At 40.6% G+C, this 19184-nt stretch carries 20 protein-coding genes and 1 tRNA gene; 14 read left to right on the top strand and 7 right to left on the bottom strand.

The genetic code is table 11. From position 1 onward, the window contains the following. Nucleotides 1–66 precede the first annotated feature (66 nt). Both FAZ15_RS15260 and FAZ15_RS15255 read left to right on the top strand, forming a co-directional pair. Nucleotides 67–621, top strand: a complete 555-nt coding sequence (locus FAZ15_RS15260; RefSeq protein ID WP_136902188.1) for a NifU family protein — start codon at nt 67–69, stop codon at nt 619–621. Between the two features lie 181 nt (nt 622–802). After that, nucleotides 803–2449, top strand: coding sequence for an amidohydrolase (locus FAZ15_RS15255; RefSeq protein ID WP_136902187.1), 1647 nt, complete (start codon nt 803–805; stop codon nt 2447–2449). Nucleotides 2450–2458: 9 nt separating this feature from the next. Here the strand turns inward: FAZ15_RS15255 and FAZ15_RS15250 are convergent, their stop codons facing one another. From FAZ15_RS15250 to FAZ15_RS15240, 3 genes are all read right to left on the bottom strand, one after another. Then, entirely contained in the window at nt 2459–3085 is a 627-nt protein-coding gene (locus FAZ15_RS15250; protein ID WP_136902186.1) for a hypothetical protein, read from the bottom strand. A 21-nt stretch (nt 3086–3106) separates the two neighbouring features. Beyond that, entirely contained in the window at nt 3107–3988 is an 882-nt protein-coding gene (gene lipA, locus FAZ15_RS15245; RefSeq protein WP_136902185.1) for a lipoyl synthase, read from the bottom strand. Nucleotides 3989–4121: 133 nt separating this feature from the next. Beyond that, nucleotides 4122–4766, bottom strand: coding sequence for a porin family protein (locus tag FAZ15_RS15240; protein ID WP_136902184.1), 645 nt, complete (start codon nt 4764–4766; stop codon nt 4122–4124). Between the two features lie 286 nt (nt 4767–5052). Here FAZ15_RS15240 and FAZ15_RS15235 point away from each other — a divergent pair. After that, nucleotides 5053–5123 (top strand) — tRNA-Cys (locus FAZ15_RS15235). Between the two features lie 35 nt (nt 5124–5158). After that, the gene (locus FAZ15_RS15230; RefSeq protein ID WP_136902183.1) at nt 5159–5338 is read left to right on the top strand and encodes a spore protein; all 180 of its coding nucleotides are present in this window, start codon (nt 5159–5161) and stop codon (nt 5336–5338) included. A 123-nt stretch (nt 5339–5461) separates the two neighbouring features. Here FAZ15_RS15230 and FAZ15_RS15225 read toward each other — a convergent pair whose 3' ends face one another. Together FAZ15_RS15225 and sppA are read right to left on the bottom strand one after the other, a co-directional pair. Continuing rightward, nucleotides 5462–6652: a phosphoglycerate kinase gene (locus tag FAZ15_RS15225; RefSeq protein WP_136902182.1), complete on the bottom strand. Its 1191-nt coding sequence runs from the start codon at nt 6650–6652 to the stop codon at nt 5462–5464. Nucleotides 6653–6825: 173 nt separating this feature from the next. Next, the gene (gene sppA / locus FAZ15_RS15220) at nt 6826–8589 is read right to left on the bottom strand and encodes a signal peptide peptidase SppA (protein ID WP_136902181.1); all 1764 of its coding nucleotides are present in this window, start codon (nt 8587–8589) and stop codon (nt 6826–6828) included. An 83-nt stretch (nt 8590–8672) separates the two neighbouring features. Here sppA and folK point away from each other — a divergent pair, with 83 nt between their 5' ends. Together folK and FAZ15_RS15210 are read left to right on the top strand one after the other, a co-directional pair. Continuing rightward, nucleotides 8673–9152 (top strand): 2-amino-4-hydroxy-6-hydroxymethyldihydropteridine diphosphokinase, encoded by a 480-nt coding sequence (gene folK / locus FAZ15_RS15215; RefSeq protein ID WP_136902180.1) that lies wholly within the window; start codon nt 8673–8675, stop codon nt 9150–9152. Then, a complete protein-coding gene (locus FAZ15_RS15210; protein WP_136902179.1) occupies nt 9152–9505 on the top strand; it encodes an Hpt domain-containing protein in 354 nt (117 codons plus the stop codon). The genes folK and FAZ15_RS15210 overlap by 1 nt, the downstream gene beginning before the upstream one ends. A 55-nt stretch (nt 9506–9560) precedes the next feature. On the opposite strand, the gene FAZ15_RS15205 is transcribed toward FAZ15_RS15210, so the two are convergent. Beyond that, on the bottom strand, nt 9561–10763 hold the full coding sequence (locus FAZ15_RS15205) for a hypothetical protein (RefSeq protein WP_136902178.1): 1203 nt from the start codon (nt 10761–10763) through the stop codon (nt 9561–9563). Nucleotides 10764–10841: 78 nt separating this feature from the next. After that, the gene (locus tag FAZ15_RS15200; RefSeq protein ID WP_136902177.1) at nt 10842–11450 is read right to left on the bottom strand and encodes a Crp/Fnr family transcriptional regulator; all 609 of its coding nucleotides are present in this window, start codon (nt 11448–11450) and stop codon (nt 10842–10844) included. Between the two features lie 359 nt (nt 11451–11809). Here FAZ15_RS15200 and FAZ15_RS15195 point away from each other — a divergent pair, with 359 nt between their 5' ends. The 8 genes from FAZ15_RS15195 (at nt 11810) to ric (ending at nt 19181) form a co-directional block, all read left to right on the top strand. After that, the gene (locus FAZ15_RS15195) at nt 11810–12280 is read left to right on the top strand and encodes a c-type cytochrome (protein WP_136902176.1); all 471 of its coding nucleotides are present in this window, start codon (nt 11810–11812) and stop codon (nt 12278–12280) included. A 54-nt stretch (nt 12281–12334) separates the two neighbouring features. Further along, a complete protein-coding gene (nosZ, locus tag FAZ15_RS15190; RefSeq protein ID WP_136902175.1) occupies nt 12335–14320 on the top strand; it encodes a Sec-dependent nitrous-oxide reductase in 1986 nt (661 codons plus the stop codon). Between the two features lie 11 nt (nt 14321–14331). Further along, a complete protein-coding gene (locus FAZ15_RS22725; protein WP_238387273.1) occupies nt 14332–14922 on the top strand; it encodes a hypothetical protein in 591 nt (196 codons plus the stop codon). Nucleotides 14923–14967: 45 nt separating this feature from the next. Then, entirely contained in the window at nt 14968–15420 is a 453-nt protein-coding gene (locus FAZ15_RS22720; RefSeq protein WP_202912417.1) for a nitrous oxide reductase accessory protein NosL, read from the top strand. A 12-nt stretch (nt 15421–15432) separates the two neighbouring features. Next, nucleotides 15433–16680, top strand: a complete 1248-nt coding sequence (locus tag FAZ15_RS15180; RefSeq protein WP_136902174.1) for a nitrous oxide reductase family maturation protein NosD — start codon at nt 15433–15435, stop codon at nt 16678–16680. Continuing rightward, nucleotides 16677–17384: an ABC transporter ATP-binding protein gene (locus tag FAZ15_RS15175; protein WP_136902173.1), complete on the top strand. Its 708-nt coding sequence runs from the start codon at nt 16677–16679 to the stop codon at nt 17382–17384. Before FAZ15_RS15180 ends, FAZ15_RS15175 begins: the two co-directional genes overlap by 4 nt. Nucleotides 17385–17405: 21 nt before the next feature. After that, complete coding sequence (locus FAZ15_RS15170) at nt 17406–18173, top strand: ABC transporter permease subunit (RefSeq protein ID WP_136902172.1); 768 nt, start codon at nt 17406–17408, stop codon at nt 18171–18173. 78 nt (nt 18174–18251) lie between these two features. Next, on the top strand, nt 18252–19181 hold the full coding sequence (gene ric, locus FAZ15_RS15165; RefSeq protein ID WP_136902171.1) for an iron-sulfur cluster repair di-iron protein: 930 nt from the start codon (nt 18252–18254) through the stop codon (nt 19179–19181). The last annotated feature ends 3 nt before the right edge of the window (nt 19182–19184 follow it).

Raw genomic sequence — 19184 nt, 5'->3', positions numbered from 1 at the left:
GCTTTGACGAAAGAATGACGTGTATGAGTAGTATATCTGCTATATTTGAACATTAAATTTAAGAAAATGGCTACAATTAACGTATATACAGAATCAACGCCTAATCCATCTACCATGAAGTTCTTGGTTAACAAACTTCTGATAAATGGAAGTGCAGATTATCCAGATAGAGAAAAAGCGCTAACCTCTCCTTTTGCAAAAGAATTGTTTAAATTCAATTTCGTAAATGGAGTATTTTTTGCGAGCAACTTCGTAACAATCACTAAAAGTGATGACGCAGAATGGGAAGATATTGAAGCTATTTTGAAAGACTTTGTTAAAGGAGCCGTGGAATCCGAATTAAAAATCCAGGAAGTTGTTTCAGATGAGAATGTATCTTTTGAAGGTTCTGAAACTGAAATTAAAATACAGCAAGTACTTCACGATTATGTTCGTCCAGCAGTAGAACAAGATGGAGGCGCGATAGCCTACAAATCATTTGAAAATGGTACAGTAACTGTTGAGTTAAGAGGTTCCTGTAGTGGATGTCCATCCTCTACCATCACACTTAAAGCAGGTATTGAAGGTCTGTTAAAAAGAATGGTTCCCGAAGTGGAAGAAGTTGTTGCGGAAGCACTGTAAAACAGGATGTGATATCAAAACACAAGCGGGTCGAAAATTTTCGACCCGCTTGTGTTTTGGAAATCTACTATCAATAGAATCTAAAAAAAATCCGATCATTTTAATCTATGTGTATCAGATAAAGAAAATATTATGCAGTCCACAAAAATATTTCTTAACTTCAACAAATTATGGTTTTATAATGGCTTCTATCAATCAAATTTTCCCAATTTTACTACTTATTGGTCTTTTTTCAAGTTGTACGACTAATACACAAGTAGATCTTATCGTTTTTAATGCAAAAATATACACCGTTGATTCCACATTCACTACCGCAGAAGCATTTGCTGTAAAAAATGGAGTTTTCATCGATATAGGCACCTCAGAAGTCATACTAAAACGATATAAGGCCAAAGAAACAATTGACGCTAAAGAAAACCCTATCTATCCGGGATTTTATGATGCACATGCTCATTTTTTCATGTTTGCAGAACTGTTGGATCAGGCAGACCTGACAGGAGCCACCTCCGTCGGTGAAGTTATTGAGAAATTGAAAATTTATCATCTTTCACATCCAGAAAAAAAATGGATTGTCGGTGCAGGTTGGGATCAGAACCTATGGTCCGATAAAGTATTTCCCACCAAAGATAGCCTCGACAAATATTTCCCTGATATTCCCGTTTATTTATCCCGAATCGACTATCACGCCGCATGGGTAAATTCCAAAGCATTAGAAATAGCGCGATTAGACAGTGGAAGAACAGTAGACGGAGGACTTATCATGCTAGATAGTTTAGGGTATCCAGCGGGCATACTGGTCGATAACGCAACCTCATTGATATCTATACATATTCCTGAAGAAGCGGAAATCGATTTATTACAAAGTTTACGTCGAGCACAAGACTCCTTATTCTCGGTCGGCCTCACCAGCATTGTCGATGCAGGACTCAATTCCGATCAATTAGAAATTCTAACAAAATTTTATTCGCAGGACTCTTTAAAAATCAGAGATTATGCCATGATATTGGCCGAACCCTATGATATCGGAAATTATATCCGGCAGGGTGTCTATGATTCCGACCGTCTAAGCATTAAATCCGTAAAACTAATGGCCGATGGTGCCTTAGGTTCGCGCGGCGCCTGTCTTTTAGAACATTACCATGATCATCCTTCAAAAGGTTTTTTACTTCGTAGCCCGGCAGAATTTGATGAAACGATTCGACTGCTGTCTGACAGTCCCTTCCAGGTGAACACCCATGCCATTGGCGATTCTGCTAACCGACTGATCCTGGATGCCTATGGCAGGCACCTTACGGATGGCAAAAAGCGGAGGTGGCGAATCGAGCATGCCCAAGTAATTGCACCTGAAGATTTTAAAAAATTCAGTAAATTTCATATTATCCCTTCCATCCAACCTACCCATGCCACCTCGGATATGTATTGGGCAGAAGAACGTCTAGGTGCCGAACGCATCAAAGGAGCGTACGCCTATAAACAATTATTACAGCAATATGGTCTTGTTGCACTGGGAAGTGACTTTCCTGTAGAACATTTCAATCCTTTATACGGCTTCCATGCCGCTGTTGCCCGCGTGGATAAAACCGGCTTTCCCGGTGGAGGATTTCAGATGGAAAATGCACTTACACGCGAAGAGGCTCTCCGTGGCATGACGATTTGGGCAGCATTTTCTTGTTTTCAGGAACAGAAAAGAGGATCTATTGAAAAAGGGAAAGATGCAGACTTTGTAATTTTGGAAGATGATATCATGAGCGCACCGGATAATCAGTTACGCGACATCAAAACTTTACGAACAGTAATAGCCGGAGAAACCGTTTTTTTAAGACAATAAAACGCTATCCTAATCTGTCTTTATATTTTCAAATTCGGCTGAGTCAAGTATCTCCATATTTTTGGACAAAAATTTCTGTAAAGAAATATCTTCATCCAACGCTTTTTCGTATTTATTTGTTGTCAGATTATATTTCCAATAGACCAATTTCAGCAATTCCGCTGATTTAGAACTGCCACCCTTTCCAGGAATGATAGAAATAACATTTCCTTTCAGATCTCTTATGATAAAATAACGTGATAGATCGTGAAAATCCAACTGTTGCCCAGCCTCCGTGATAGCGCTCGGAAATACTTTCGTAACCCAGAAAGATTGAACAGTGCTATTCGGTCCATAATAAAAGACAGCATGGTTACCGTAATCAAATGGAAAAACTTTATTCGACGTAAATCTACTGTATACATTTTCAGCTTTAATCGGAACCAGCAAAACAGTCTGTCCATTACTTTTCTTCTGTACTGTGTTGAAATCCCAATAAAGCTGTGGATTTAGTTGCGTTATTGTAGCGTTTCCCACTAATGTAGCTGTTGATGCAATCGATTTTTCGTAATGCGCCTTGGCAACATCCAATGTCATGTCCTGTCCCGATACAGCAAAACTAAATAGCAGTAAAAAAACTAAAATAAGATTATTCATAAGTTCGTCACGCCTACTTTTCTACTGCATATCAAACAAGTGCTTTTCAGCATGATAAGACGAACGCACTAATGGTCCTGATTCGACATATTTAAATCCCATGTCGAGACCGATTTGTTTGTATTTATCAAATTGAGACGGTGTAATCCAGTCTAATACAGGGTGATGCGCCTTGGTAGGTTGTAGATATTGCCCAAGCGTAAGGATATGTACCCCTACATTATACAGATCCTGCATTGCTTCAATTACGTCCTCTTCCGTTTCACCCAGTCCCAGCATGATTCCCGATTTTGTACGCAGGTCAGCTTCAGAAATACGGCGCAAACATTCTAATGAACGATCGTATTTAGCCTGAATACGCACTTCACGGGTCAATCGGCGTACCGTTTCTAGATTATGTGACACCACTTCCGGACGTACCGCTAATACACGGTCCAAATTATCCCATTGCCCTTTAAAATCAGGAATTAGTGTTTCAAGAGTCGTTTCCGGACTTTCACGACGAATAGCATTGATGGTTTCAGCCCATATCGTAGATCCACCATCCTTCAGGTCATCGCGATCTACAGAAGTAATCACACAATGTTTAACCTGCATTAATTTGACAGACTGTGCTACACGATTTGGTTCGTCCATATCCACAGCTAACGGTCGACCCGTTGCCACTGCACAGAAAGAACAAGAGCGTGTACATATATTACCAAGTATCATAAAAGTAGCTGTACCTGCACCCCAGCATTCGCCCATATTAGGACAATTACCACTTTCACAGATGGTATGCAATTTATGTTCGTCTACCAAACTACGAACATGGCGGTACTCTTTACCGACCGGTAATTTAACACGTAACCAATCCGGTTTACGCTGCGTCTCTGAAACAGGTATTACAGGTAGTTCTATCATAGTACAAAGTTAACGATAATTCACATATTCTGTAATAGAATTATTGTTAATCCATTATCATATTATAACCAACATAAAACAGAAATGGCTGTTCTTATCAGGACAGCCATTTCTCTATTCAATCGTGTTAAGCTTAGAATTGGAAACCGACTCCGAATGAAAGTACTCTATTCGAAAATTTATTATCCGAATTGCTGTTGTTCGATAAATTTGATAATCCTAGACCATATCCAGCATTTATTAAAAAGCCGTTACCAAATTTATAGCCGGCTAAGAAATTGGCACCAGCATCAATCACTTTCATTTCATTATCACCACTTCCAAAGTCAATATCCGATTCACCTTCTGCTCCCCAATCTCCTACATTACCTTCGTATTTTTGCTTACCACTAACATTAAATCCTACGTACGGACCCGCGCCCAAAAACACTGATCCAGAAGCTCCCGTTGGAATCCAATAAACTGCATTTACTGGAATTTCAATCGACATCACATTAGTAGTTGATTTACCATCTAAGCCGTCTCCATCAAAGTTGTATTTATTTCCTTTACCCTGTAAAGACAAACCCGGTTGGACAGAAAAATTAGTCGCGACCGGAAGATCAGCAAAACCTGTTACGAAAAAAGAAACATTATTTGTCTGATAATCTTTTGCCAAATCAGACTGATTACTGTATTTACCTAAGTTAACACCGGCTTTTAGGCCATAACTTACTTGAGCTTGTGCTCCCGCAGCTAATAATACTACTGCGCCAAAAGAAAGTAATAATTTTTTCATAATAATCTTTTTAAATTTTAAAACTGTTTATGCTTACACCATGTAAGACGGTAACTATCTATCAAGTATTAGACCAAAAAGAAAAAACAACCAAAACACAAAATTAAAACGCTATTAATCAAAAGATTAAAAGATATAAAAAATAATATAGGCATGAATAAATTACAAAAAAAATTAAAGATTAATTCTACAAATAGCGCACGAAATCCAATACACAAATAATTTCCAATATATATTTGCCATTTTAAAAATTAAGCGTTATTTTTGCATGCCCACAAAGGGAAAAGGTCGGATGGCCGAGTGGCTAGGCAGAGGTCTGCAAAACCTCGTACAGCGGTTCGAATCCGCTTCCGACCTCGTTTAGATTTTGTACAAAAAAAATATTAAATAAAATGGGAGTTACACGTTTAAAAAGAAAAGATAGAAGAAACAAAACTGTTTCACGTGTTGAGGTTCAGTTTCTGAAATTAGGACGTAATATCGAATTGGGAAGCCGTTCGAAAATGCCTAAACACAGTCAAATTGTAAAAAACAATGCGATCTTAGATCAATTGGCTGCTGAAGCTAAATAAACTAATAAAAAACATAAAAAAGAGATCTATCAAAAAATAGGTCTCTTTTTTTTTTCCTTAGAATCTAGTCAAAAAAAAATGGGCAGCCAAAAGGCGACCCATTGACATGATATTATAGGTAAATTAACCCTCAATAGCTTTTACACCAGGCAATGTTTTACCTTCCATGTATTCCAACAATGCTCCACCACCAGTACTTACATAACTCACATGTTCTGTCATACCAAATTTAGATACCGCAGCAGCAGAATCACCTCCGCCTATTAAAGAGAATGCGCCGCGCTCCGTAGCAGCAACTATCGCATCAGCAACAGCACGGGTTCCCTTTGCAAACGTATCGAATTCGAACACACCCATTGGTCCGTTCCATAATACAGTGTTAGATGCACTAATCACCTCTGCAAAATGAGCTCCCGATTCACTTCCAATATCCAACCCCTGTCTATCTACCGGAATTTGGTCATTAGGTCCATCATAAACATCTGCATCATTTGCAAAACGATCTGCAATCTGTGCATCCGTTGGCAGTACTAAGTTAACTCCTTTTTGTTCTGCTTTTTTTACCAATTCATTTGCTAGATCCAATTTATCCAGCTCTACCAATGATTTACCAATTTCACCACCTTTTGCTTTCACAAAAGTATAAGCCATACCGCCACCTATAATCAAATTGTCCACTTTGTCCAACAAAGCTTCGATTAATTCCAATTTATCAGACACCTTAGCTCCACCCATAATAGCTGTAAACGGACGCTGTGGATTATTTAGTACTTTCTCTGCGTTGTTAATCTCCGCAGCCATCAAGTATCCAAAATACTTCGCGTCTGGGAAGAATTGTGCTATTACCGCGGTAGAAGCATGCGCTCTATGCGCAGTTCCGAATGCATCATTCACATATACATCGCCCAATTCAGCAAGCTTTTCAGCAAAATCCTTATCTCCTTTTTCTTCCTCTTTGTAAAAACGAAGATTTTCCAACAGTAACATTTCTCCTGATTTTAAATCAGCAGCCTTGTCTATTGCTTCTTGTCCGATACAATCATCAGCGAATTTTACATCCAGGCCAACCACTTCAGAAAGGTAGGATACAATATGTTTCAACGAATATTTATCAGTAGGACCCTCCTTAGGTCTTCCCAAGTGAGACATCAAAATCACCGATCCACCGTCATTCAAAATCTTCTTTATGGTTGGTAACGCACCTTGAATACGATTGTCATCCGTAATTTTAAAATTATCATCCAAAGGAACATTAAAATCCACACGAATTAAGGCTTTTTTTCCAGAGAAATCCAAACTATCTATTGTTTTCATATGTCTATATATATATTATTTTAAGTTGATTGAAGGGTTAAACTTAGATAAAATGCTTTGCATTCACAAACACCTGTAAAAAAAACACTACTTGTAATTTGCTTTTATATGCAATTATAATCCAATAAAAAAGCATACAATTGTTTCCAATGCAATGCCTTTTTTAAGATCGATTAATATATTTCTATCGTATACGGTATCCGTGCCTGTATACCGGTATTTTGTAATGCATTTCGAATTTCAAACACATATTTATGATAATCGCCGATTTCTTCGGCAAATAGCCATGTCTTTAATTTCTCCTTTGATGTCAAAAAGATACTGCTCAACGGATCATCTTTTTCCGGAAGTTCAATAATGGCATAATCTGCTAATTTAGCTTTATATGCTGCAGCCTGCACCGCTCGATGTACATCACCAATCTTGTCCACCAATCCCAGCTCCAATGCTTGACTTCCCGTCCATACCCGTCCTTGACCTATACTGTCCACCCGCTCTACCGAAATTTTTCTTCCATCAGCTACCCGTTGCATAAAAGTATTATATACGCGTCCAACCTCCATCTGTACAATAGATCTTTCTTCCGCTGTCATTGGCCTATCCACATCCGACATTAAGTTAGAAAATTTGCCAGTCGATACCTCATCTACGTGTATCCCCAGCCTGTCATTCAATAAGCCTTTAAAATTAGGAATCACACCGAACACACCGATAGAACCTGTGAGGGTATTTTCTTCGGCAAAAATGGAATCAGCTGCTGCTGCAATATAATAACCGCCCGATGCGGCATAATCACCCATAGAAACCATTACCGGTTTCACTTTTCGTATTAGATCCACCTCTCGCCATATCATATCCGAAGCCAATGCAGATCCCCCGGGCGAATTCACCCGCAGTACGATCCCTTTGATATCGTCATCCTTTCTCAATTTACGTAACTCCCTGGATAATTTATCTCCCCCAATTGAACCGATAGATCCTTCTCCGTCAACAATATTTCCGTACGCATACAACACCGCAATTTTATTTTTCGAGTTGTTTACCTTCCCTTTAGGCGAATAAGCCAATAATGATACGGCCGAGATATCCTTATCTTTAGCAATCTTCAGGCGATCTTTAATTTCGTCCAGCAATTCATCTTTATATAGTTTCGCATCAGCGAACTTATAATTTACGGCATCATCTGCGTTACGCACGAGATACGCATCAGCGATATGATCCAAAGAATCAACAGCAATCTGTCTTCCTTCCGCTATATCCTTTAAAAATGAAGAATAGATACTATTCAAATAAGATGTAACCTGTTCGCGATTCGCCGGGCTCATCTCGTTCAGCAGGAACGGCTCTACTGCAGATTTATAAGTCCCTACCTTTACCACCTGCATTTCTACACCTAATTTATCCAGCGCATCTTTCATAAATACGACAGAAGAACTTAAACCTCTAAAATCTATTGCTCCCTGTGGATTAACGTAAATCTTATCCGCTACCGAAGCCAGATAATATGCCTTCTGTGAATAGCCTTCGCTATAGGCTACAATAAACTTTTTTGACGTCTTAAAATCTACTAAGGCATCACGTATTTCTTTTAAACTCGCAAATCCAACATTGACGGTAGAAGGATTCAGGTATATCCCTTTGATATTATTGTCTTCTTTTGCCGCCTTTATTCTAGTCAATATGTCATTGAGCCCTATTGATTTAGCCGTTCCATATCCCGGAATATTAAGGTCGCCCAGCGGATTGGATTCCGTTTTTTCGACGATATCATGGTTTAGACTCATGTACAGTACTGAATTATCAGGCACCGCGACGGCCGATTGGGAAGTCGACTGTTGTACCAATGCACCAATAAATACCAGAACAACAAAGAAAATAATCACGAAGGTGATCAGCACACCAATTATGGTGGCAAATATGTGTTTTAAAAAATCCATTTAAAATATATTTTAATGTTATAAATTAAAGGAATATATTTGATTTTTACAGCATTTAAAGATATATAATCAAGTAATATTCTATGAACTTCGTATTTCTCCTATTAGGAGCCAATCTTGGATCCCCTTTAAAACAACTCGAATTAGCACAAAAACTATTGATAGAAAATATAGGTGCATTACAATCCGAATCTGCAGTATATGAATCAGAAGCCTGGGGCGTAGAGGAACAACCAAAATTTTTAAATAAAGTTATTAGCCTAGGCACCCGTTTCGATCCACATGAAACGCTTGCTATATGCCAAAAAATCGAAGACACTTTAGGACGCGTCAGGAAAGAAAAATGGGGGGCACGCATAATTGATATTGACATCCTGTATTATAATTCAGAAGTCCTGGACGAACCTTTCCTAAAAATCCCCCATCCTTATTTACATTTACGCAAGTTCACATTAATCCCGCTAGTAGAAATAGCGCCTCAGGAAGTACATCCTATACTGAAACAGACCAACGAAGAATTATTACATCTTTGCAGCGATCCTTTACAGGTTAACAAAATATAATGACGTATCAAATCATAAAACCCGAGCTCGTACAATCCTCGATGATGAATAATACCGAAATGATCAAACAGTTTCTGGGACTTTATCTTCATCAGCTGCCCGTTGATTTTGGAAATCTAACTGTCGCGGTGTTGGGCAAAAATAAGGCTGATATCGCCCGGTACGCCCACCACATTAAACCTACTATGGAATACATCGGCGCTTCTGAGATGCGGATCAATTTTCAAGAACTTGAAACCTTAGCAAAATCGAATGCTTCTATGGAAGAGTTGGAGCGTATCTTCAATACGATCGATGTGCGATTTGGCACTTTAATGTCTGAATTAAAATCCTATTTGGAGAATTTGACGTAAAGAACCAGTTATACAAAGATCAGGTGCCGATTATTTTTTTAATTGTCTGCAATCCCTATTCCCTCACCGACCAAAAAACACCCGCTATTCCGCACACTATCATAGCTGATACCACAGCCAATCCGAGGGATATATGCTGTATAAAAAAACCAATCAATGACGAAACACCTTGTAGTGCAAGCAAAAGTTCATTACTTACAATACCCACTATCATAATTACAGTCCAGTATACAGTACTCCGCCTAATATGCAATATATTCATCTGATAGATATACGAAATGACAAACAGGGTAATTATGACCAATAAAACCAGGTGCAGATAAGCAATTACAACCGGTCGGAAACCATATACCAATTGGCTGAGCGATGGAATTGCAGACAAGGCCTGCAGCAGCAATTTAACGAAGACAGCAAGCAGAACACCTCCCTGCATCCATGCCACGACAGACGTTCTATCATCAACTTTTCTGACAGCCTTTACAACAGCATATACGTATACCGTCCATGCCAACAACTGCACGATAACTATTACGCCAAGCAGTAGATATAGCCATGCGGGAATATTCAACCAAAGTACGGACAACAAATATGTCGGTAACACGCAAAAGAAAAACAGAAAGAAAAAAGTCTTGGCATGATGTAGGATAATCCCTTTTACATGTAACCAATAACTAAATAGCCCCATGCAAGCAAAGAAGAACCAACCGTTATATTGAAAGTGCAAATAAAAATATACCGAAGCAAGTTGCTTTCGGGTATCAATGATATGAGTAGCCCTTAAGTACGCCAAAAAAAATGTGCCTAGCGATGAAAATACTAAAAAAAACAGTGCCGCACGAAACCAATACAGCGCTATACGGCCAATCTTGGTCTCATCCAGATCACGCCAACAGTAAAAAGCAAAAACATAAGATATCAGCAGCGATAACGTCGAAAAAACAATAGAATACATACCATAGCCATGCAAGGAAAAACTGATCAACATCGCAAATGCCAGCAGTACATTAGCTAAAATTATACACTGGTATTTTAGAGGCAATGTATCTTTACCTACCTTACCATACATACTCGTTACAATTAGTACCATCAGTATATGAGATACCCACCCCGAAAACGCGAAGTGTGAGTGTGCATGCATAAAATTCTTTTGATCCATCCATGGTAATGGCATTAAGAATTTCAGTCGCATCAACAAACCAAGAGAAGCAACACAAAACAGATTAAACAGGCCTATCCATGCCCATCGTCTTATTGTCATTCTATTTAACAAAGCGATCATAGGCGCAAATTACAATTCATCAGGATCTCATTTTATGACTAGAAACATACTTTCCGATCACATCCCATCGGCCGGAATAAAGACCTTACCTTTCACTATACTAAGCCTATCCTCCCTTTCCATTTGCTTAATAGCACGTATAACCGTTTCTACACGCAGTCCAGTCATATTGGCAAGCTGCTGTCGGGTTAGGAGCAGACGATTACATTCCTGGCAGATCAACTTGCCGCGATCATTGAAATAATGGATCAGATTAGATACGACATTCTCCGGACTATTGCTTGATAAAATACTCGTGAGCATAAACTTAAATCGGAGATCACTCACCAAAGATTGGGTAAATGCGAAATGAATCTCTGGGAATTCCTTTAAAAGCCCATGGAAAGTAGATTTACATAACCGCAGCATCGTACAGGGGCTATCCGCGATAGCACTCGCTGCATACGGTTTGTCATCAAATAACGGGAACTCACCAAAACTCTCTCCCGGATCAATTACCTTATGGAGTATTTCCCGGCCATCGGCGTTGACGGTACACCATCGCACCCGCCCTTCCGTTAGTTGGTAATAATAGGCCGCAACGGCTCCTTCATTGAAAATAACATCACCTGCAGCCACTTTACGGTAAGCTGCTCCCCTTTTTAACAGTAATTCTACAGGTATCATACGGCCGTTATTAAATGGGTAACAATACGAAGTTAAGGAGATATGTATATGGAGATCCTGACACTCGTCACAATTCGATATGATTACAATCAAAATACAACATAACACACTAATAAACAACAACTAACAAACATTTTTATATAACAAAAACAGAAATTATTCACATCGTATATCGCTTTATGATTCCACGCATAAAATGCCCCTCCAATCGGCTCTTACCTTTGTATTACACTATTTAGCAATAATTAAAGATACATCTATATAGATCCCTCCACATGGGTCGGGATGACAACAGGAGGGCTATTGTTGAATCTGGAATAAATCAAATATTAAAAAGAGATATACAAATTAAAAAAGTTATGAAAAAGTTACTAGTTGTAATTGCGATGGGTATAATGCTATATGCCTGTTCTTCAAATAGCAACCAACAGCAGACGAGCAGTACTTCCGCACCCGAAAGTGACAGTCCGACAACATCCGATTACGATCCAAAACGAGGTGAAGGCAAATTTGACAAAGTCGATATCGGCGACAGATTAGATGTAAAAATGGCAGCAGAGGGACACAGCATTGCCAACCTCAAATGTGCCAGTTGCCACAAATATACAGACGAGAAACTCGTAGGCCCCGGTTGGAGTGGAGTAACAAAAAAGCATGAACCTCATTGGATCATGAATTTCATCACCAATCCGGATCCCATGATCGACAAAGATCCCGAATTGCAAGCACAGCTTGAACTCTGTCTAGTTCGTATGCCTAACCAAAATCTAAGCGACGATGATGCCCGTAAGATCTTGGAGTTCATGCGTCAGAATGACGGCGCACAATAATTCATGAATAACCGAGCTTGCGAGCTCACGAAGTAATCACAAATCAGATATATTATGAAATCAAAACAATTTCTCCTCTTGATGATTGCCCTATTTGGAATAGCGACAACATTCGAAGGCTGTAAGCCCAAAGGAGCAGGTAGTGCGGTCAGTGCAGGTGCCGCGGAAAAAACCTATGTCGCACCAGGACAGTATGACGAATTTTACAATTTTGTATCCGGAGGTTTCAGTGGACAGCTCTCGGTGTATGGTCTCCCTTCCGGCAGATTGCTGCGCGTTATACCAGTTTTTTCACTCGATCCCGAGAAAGGATGGGGCTTTAGCGAAGAGACCAAGCCCATGTTAGAAACATCACACGGCACCGTACCTTGGGATGACCTTCACCACGTGCAACTGTCCAAGACAGATGGTGATTACGATGGCCGTTGGGTATTTGTCAATGGCAACAATACGCCACGGATAGCACGTATCGACCTCACGACCTTCCGCACTGCGGAGATCCTAGAACTTCCAAACAGCGGGGGGAATCATTCCTCGCCCTACATCACCGAAAACACGGAATACGTCGTGGCCGGTACCCGTTTCAGTGTACCGATGGATGGCGACGATAGCGATACACCCATCAATACCTACAAAAAGAATTTCAAAGGCACCCTTAGTTTTGTCAGCGTCAATAAAGACAACGGCCATATGGACATCGCTTTTCAGATCGAAACTCCCGGTGTAAATTTTGATCTAAGTCGAGCGGGCAAAGGAGTATCCCATGGATGGTTTTTCTTTTCGACCTACAATACCGAACTGGCCAGCACCCTTTTGGAAGTGAATGCTTCTAAAAATGATAAAGATTTTGTCCTGGCGGTCAATTGGAAAAAAGCAGAAGAATATCTAAAGGCCGGTAAAGGTAAAAAAGTAAGCAACGTTAAATATGCGCACAACATTTATGACGAGACCAGTCATACGTCTACTTCTACGATCAAAAATGAGGTTATTGTATTAAATTCGGCTGAACTCGAAGGACTTTGCTACTTCATTCCCTGTCCTAAATCGCCCCACGGTGTAGACGTTGATCCTACCGGAGAATATATTGTCAGCAGTGGAAAATTAGCTGCTTTGATTCCGGTGTTCTCCTTCAGTAAGATACAGAAAGCAATCGAGAGCAAATCCTTCGAAGGCGAATTTGCAGGCATACCCGTCATCAAATATGAAGCTGCATTACATGGTGAAGTCGAAAAACCAGGTCTAGGTCCATTACATACCGAGTTTGATGGAAAAGGAAATGCCATTACGTCCTTCTTCGTATCATCCGAACTTGTTAAATGGAATATTAAAGATCTAAAAATACTCGATCGGGTGCCGACCTTCTATTCTGTAGGGCACTTAATGATCCCAGGTGGTGACACTAAAAACCCGGATGCGAAATACGTCGTCGCTTACAACAAAATTACAAAAGATCGGTTCTTGCCAACCGGACCGGAGTTAGCCCATAGTGCACAAATCTACGATATCACAGGTGATAAGATGCAACTTATCCTCGATTTTCCGACCATAGGCGAACCACATTATGCCCAAGCTATACGAGCCGAGAAAGTAAAAGATAAATCCGTCAAGATCTTCAAACTGGAAGAAAATAAGCATCCGTATTTTACTAACGGCGAGTCCGCTGCAAAAGTAGAACGAAACGGTAATAAAGTCCATGTCTACGTCACAACCATCCGTTCACACTTTACCCCTGACAATATAGAAGGCATCCAAATGGGCGACGAAGTTTACTTCCATGTTACCAATATCGAACAAGATTGGGATATGCCACATGGGTTTGCAATCAAGGGAGCCAATAATGGGGAACTATTGATCATGCCCGGAGAAACGCAAACCTTGAAATGGGTACCAGACCGTATCGGAATTTTCCCCATGTACTGTACCGATTTCTGTAGTGCGCTACATCAGGAAATGTCGGGTTATGTACGTGTATCTCCAAAGGGAAGCAATGTCCCTATCACATTTAGTGTCGGCACGAATCAACCTACAGATACCCAATAAATCAGAATAACGTGAAAGCATACCATCCCATAAAATCAATACACCGCATCATACTTCTGATATGTGGTATCGCGCTGCTTGCGGTGATTTTTCTGCCGATATGGCGGATCGAACTTGATGCTGCCCAATATCCGGAAGGCTTAGAGCTCCATATCTACAGCTATAAATTAGACGGGCAGGTCGAGATTATTAATGGGCTTAATCACTACATCGGCATGAAAACCTTACATGCCGATGATTTCGTAGAATTCACGGTATTACCTTATATTATAGGAATATACGCCCTCGCATTTATCGTAGCCGGACTCATGGCCCGACGCAAGTGGATATACATCTTATTGGCTGCTTTTCTTGTATTTGGCATCGTAGCCATAGTCGATTTTTGGTTTTGGGAATACGATTACGGTCACAACCTGAGTGATGATGCTCCCATCAAAGTACCTGGCATGGCTTACCAACCTCCATTGATCGGCTACAAGCAGCTACTCAACTTCGGCACCTATTCTATACCTGACATTGGGGGCTGGATAGTGATCACCTGTGGTTTGCTTTTATGTTATTGCGTGTACCGTGAATGGCAATTTTCAACGAACAAAATTTAATACCATGAAGACGACCTGATTAAAAACAATAAATAAAATAAACAGATGAAACCAAAAAACATATTATCGTATACCATTGGACTGATATCCCTACTGTTTCTAAGTGTGCAGGCCTGCAACAGCAGCGCCGGCCCTAAGCCGATTCGATACGGACAAGATCAATGTGCCTACTGTAAGATGACGGTCAGCGACGCACGTTTTGGAACACAGTTGGTAACAAAAAAAGGTCGCGCTTATAATTTTGACGACGTTCAGTGCATGATTGCATTTGTTAAAGAAGGAACGGTGAAGCGCGATGATGTCGCTGGCTTTTACCTTCCCGACTATAGCAATGACAACGAACTATTGCCTGCCGAAAAAATGCTCCTTTTAAAAAGTGAATCGCTCAAAAGCCCAATGCGTGGAAACATAGCTGCTTTCGCTACCGAAAAAGATCTGGCGCAAGCACGCGCACAGCACACAGGCGATGTACTCACTTGGGATGATCTCTGGAAATAAACTTTTTATATCATGAATGGATACCTCCTGTATATATTAAATTTATGTGTTTGCCTAATGGTAGCCGGCACCTCTTGTGCCGCTACCATTCATATCGGCAAGCAAAAAGCTGTAAGGTCCATCCGTCAGGCCATTGAACAGGCCACCGATGGGGACACATTGTATGTGCACGCAGGCCTCTATCGGGAAGGAAACCTTCAAATTCGTAAAAAAATCGTTATTATTGGGGTAGGTAATCCCATTATCGATGGTGAAAAAAAATACGAGCCGATAGCTATCTATTCGTCACATGTTACGATCAAAGGACTAACAGTGAAACGGTCGGGCCAATCTTCAATCAACGACATCGCAGGGATTAAAATCTACGACACCCATCACGTTACGCTTATTGACAATATCCTAAAAGACAATTTCTTCGGCATCTATGTACAAGCTTCTAAAAAATGTATGTTTCAAAATAACAGATTACAGGCCTACGGTAAAACGGAACAATTAACCGGTAACGGCATACATGCCTGGAAATCTGACAGTCTAGAGATTAGCGGCAATCAAATCACGGGACACCGTGACGGTATCTATCTCGAATTTGTGACCCATACCGATGTACGAAACAATCTGTCCCTGAAAAACCTCCGGTACGGTCTCCATTTTATGTTTTCGCACGACAATGGTTACTATCATAACACCTTTCGCCACAACGGTGCCGGTGTCGCAGTCATGTACACCAAGCGCGTCCGGATGGAACATAATATATTCGAAGAAAACTGGGGAGATGCGGCATATGCCCTCTTACTTAAAGACATTACCGACAGCCACATCCTACATAATACCTTTTCACATAATACAACAGGGATTTTTATGGAAGGAAGTAACCGTATGCAGATTGTCTACAATTTGTTCCAAGGCAACGGATGGGGGCTCAAAATACAGTCCAGTTGTATGGACAATGTATTGACATCCAACAATTTCGTTTGCAACACATTTGATGTAGCCACCAATGGTAGTTTAATGCTCAATCGTATTGAGCGCAATTATTGGGACAAATACGAAGGATATGACCTCGATAAAGACGGTCAGGGCGATGTACCCTACCGGCCAGTCAGCCTCTTTTCCATGATCGTCGAGCGGTATCCGACTGCAATGTTACTTTTTCGAAGTTTTATGGTCACGTTATTTGACCGCACTGAACGCGTGCTACCGAGCTTAACTCCAGAACATCTCAAAGACGACAGTCCACTAATGAAATTAGTAGCATTATGATCCAGATACAGCACGTACACAAGCGATTCGGGAAGATCACTGTCTTGAACAATGTCAACCTTTCACTAAAAGGCGGCCAATGCATCGCATTAATCGGCCCTAACGGAAGCGGTAAGACCACATTGATCAAAACTATTTTAGGTATGGTCGTACCGCAGTCAGGGAAAATCCTTTTTAAGGAAAAAGATACGGCACATAAATGGGAATACCGAAAAGAGATTGGTTATATGCCACAGATCGGTCGGTATCCCGAAAACATGACTGTAGGTCAGGTACTCGACATGATGAAGGATATCCGTAAGATGTCTGAACACGAATTGGATACAGACCTAGTTACAGCCTTCCAGATCGCGCAGATAATGGATAAAAGAATGCGAACGTTATCCGGAGGCACACGTCAAAAAGTAAGCGCATGCTTGGCTTTTATATTTAATCCAAGCGTACTCATACTCGATGAGCCCACTGCCGGACTTGATCCCCTTTCTACCGAAATCTTAAAAGAAAAAATACGTGCAGAAAAACAAAAAGACAAATTAATCATCATTACCTCTCATGTGCTGAGTGAGCTTGACGATCTCGTTTCGGAAGTAATTTACATGCAAGATGGTAAGCCTCGTTTTCACGAAACACTTGATACACTCAAAGCATCCACCGGTACCGACAGACTTTCCAAAGCCATTGCGCACGTCATGTCGCATCAATAACCTTCTATTGCAACAGAAAACATGAAGAAGATCATCAAATACGTCATAGCAGATATTCTTAGCAGCCGTACCATCATAGTCTACACGTTTGTGTTACTGGCCCTATCGATCAGTATTTTTAGCATAGAAGACAATACCGACAAAGGCGTAGTAAGCCTACTTAACATTGTATTGCTTGTAGTACCCTTGGTTAGCACGGTTTTTCCGACCATCTATCTGTACAATAGTAGCGAATTTATCGAACTATTGGTCAGCCAACCGCTTCGACGACAAAGTATCTGGGTAAGCATCTTCATTGGTCTAGCAGGCGCAATGGCATTAGCTTTCTTTATCGGCGTTGGAGTTCCTATACTGCTTTATTCCTATAGCATTTCCGGCATCATACTGATCATCAGCGGAATGGCATTATCGATCATTTTCGTTTCTATCGCCCTTTGGGCGGCAGTTCGTATCCGGGATAAAGCTAAGGGGATCGGATTAGCCATCCTCCTGTGGTTGTATTTCGCCCTGTTGTTTGATGCCCTTGTACTCTTTCTCTTGTTTCAGTTTTCTGATTATCCGATTGAAAGCGCAATGATCGCGGTATCCATGCTCAATCCAATTGATCTCTGCCGAATCCTAATATTACTTCAGGTAGATCTATCGGCAATGATGGGTTATACCGGCGCCATATTCCGCAGTTTCTTCGGTACAGATGCAGGCATGGCCATCACAGCCGTCGTTATGGTGTTCTGGATGGGTATACCGTTGTGGTTGTCCATGCGCTTTTTTAGAAAAAAAGATTTGTAAAGCCGAAGTGGAAAGATTAAGGGGTTAAAGGGTTAGAAGGTTAAGAAATTAAAAATTATACATTAAATATATATAGTCATGATAAAAACAACAGTTTTAGATGTAACACGTATTGAGCCGAGGCTCAAACATCCCACCATTTTCGATCATTTCGATAGCTTGGAGCAAGGTGAAAGTTTTTGCATTCTTAATGACCATGATCCCAAGCCTTTATATTACCAGCTCCTAGGCGAACGCGGAAATATCTTTACTTGGGAATATCTGGAATCAGGTCCAGAATATTGGCGTGTCAGCATTGCCAAACCTGCCACAAAAGACGCTTCACCTACCGTAGGTGAGATAGCGGCGAAAGATATCAGGAAGGCAGAAGTGTTCAAAAAGCTCGGTATTGATTTCTGCTGCGGCGGAAAAAAAACACTGCAAGAAGCTGCTCAATCCGTTGGTTTGAACAAAGAGCAACTGCTTCAAGAGCTGGAAAACACCACATCAATACCATCAAACGGTACACAACATGATTTTTCCGCTTGGGATCCCGGATTTTTAGCCGACTACATTTACCATATCCACCACAAGTATGTCCGTGAGCAAGGGCCGATTATTGAGCAGCTGGCCGATAAGGTTGCCGTACGCCATGGAGCTGAACACAACGAGCTCATTACACTTGCCGAAGAATTACACAATCTGATGGAAGACCTCTATCAGCATCTTAAAAAAGAAGAGAAAAAACTATTCCCATTCATCAAACAATCCGATAAAGGCGGGTATACAGAACGACAGATTGAAGAAATCATACAGGCGATGGAACATGAGCACGAATCCGCAGGGGAAGAACTACGACGATTCAGGGCACTGACAAAAGACTATACCCTGCCCGCCAATGCCTGTAATTCATATACTTACCTTTACGAAAAAATAAAGGAATTTGAAACGGATCTTTTCCAACATATCCACTTGGAAAACAACATCCTATTTCCGAAAACTATCGAGATAGCAAAACAAACCACATAATAT

It is taken from the genome of Sphingobacterium olei (genome assembly GCF_005048855.1).
GTDB lineage: Bacteria > Bacteroidota > Bacteroidia > Sphingobacteriales > Sphingobacteriaceae > Sphingobacterium > Sphingobacterium olei.
Note: the sequence above shows the minus strand (reverse complement) of the source record. Positions and strands in the feature narration are given on the sequence as shown.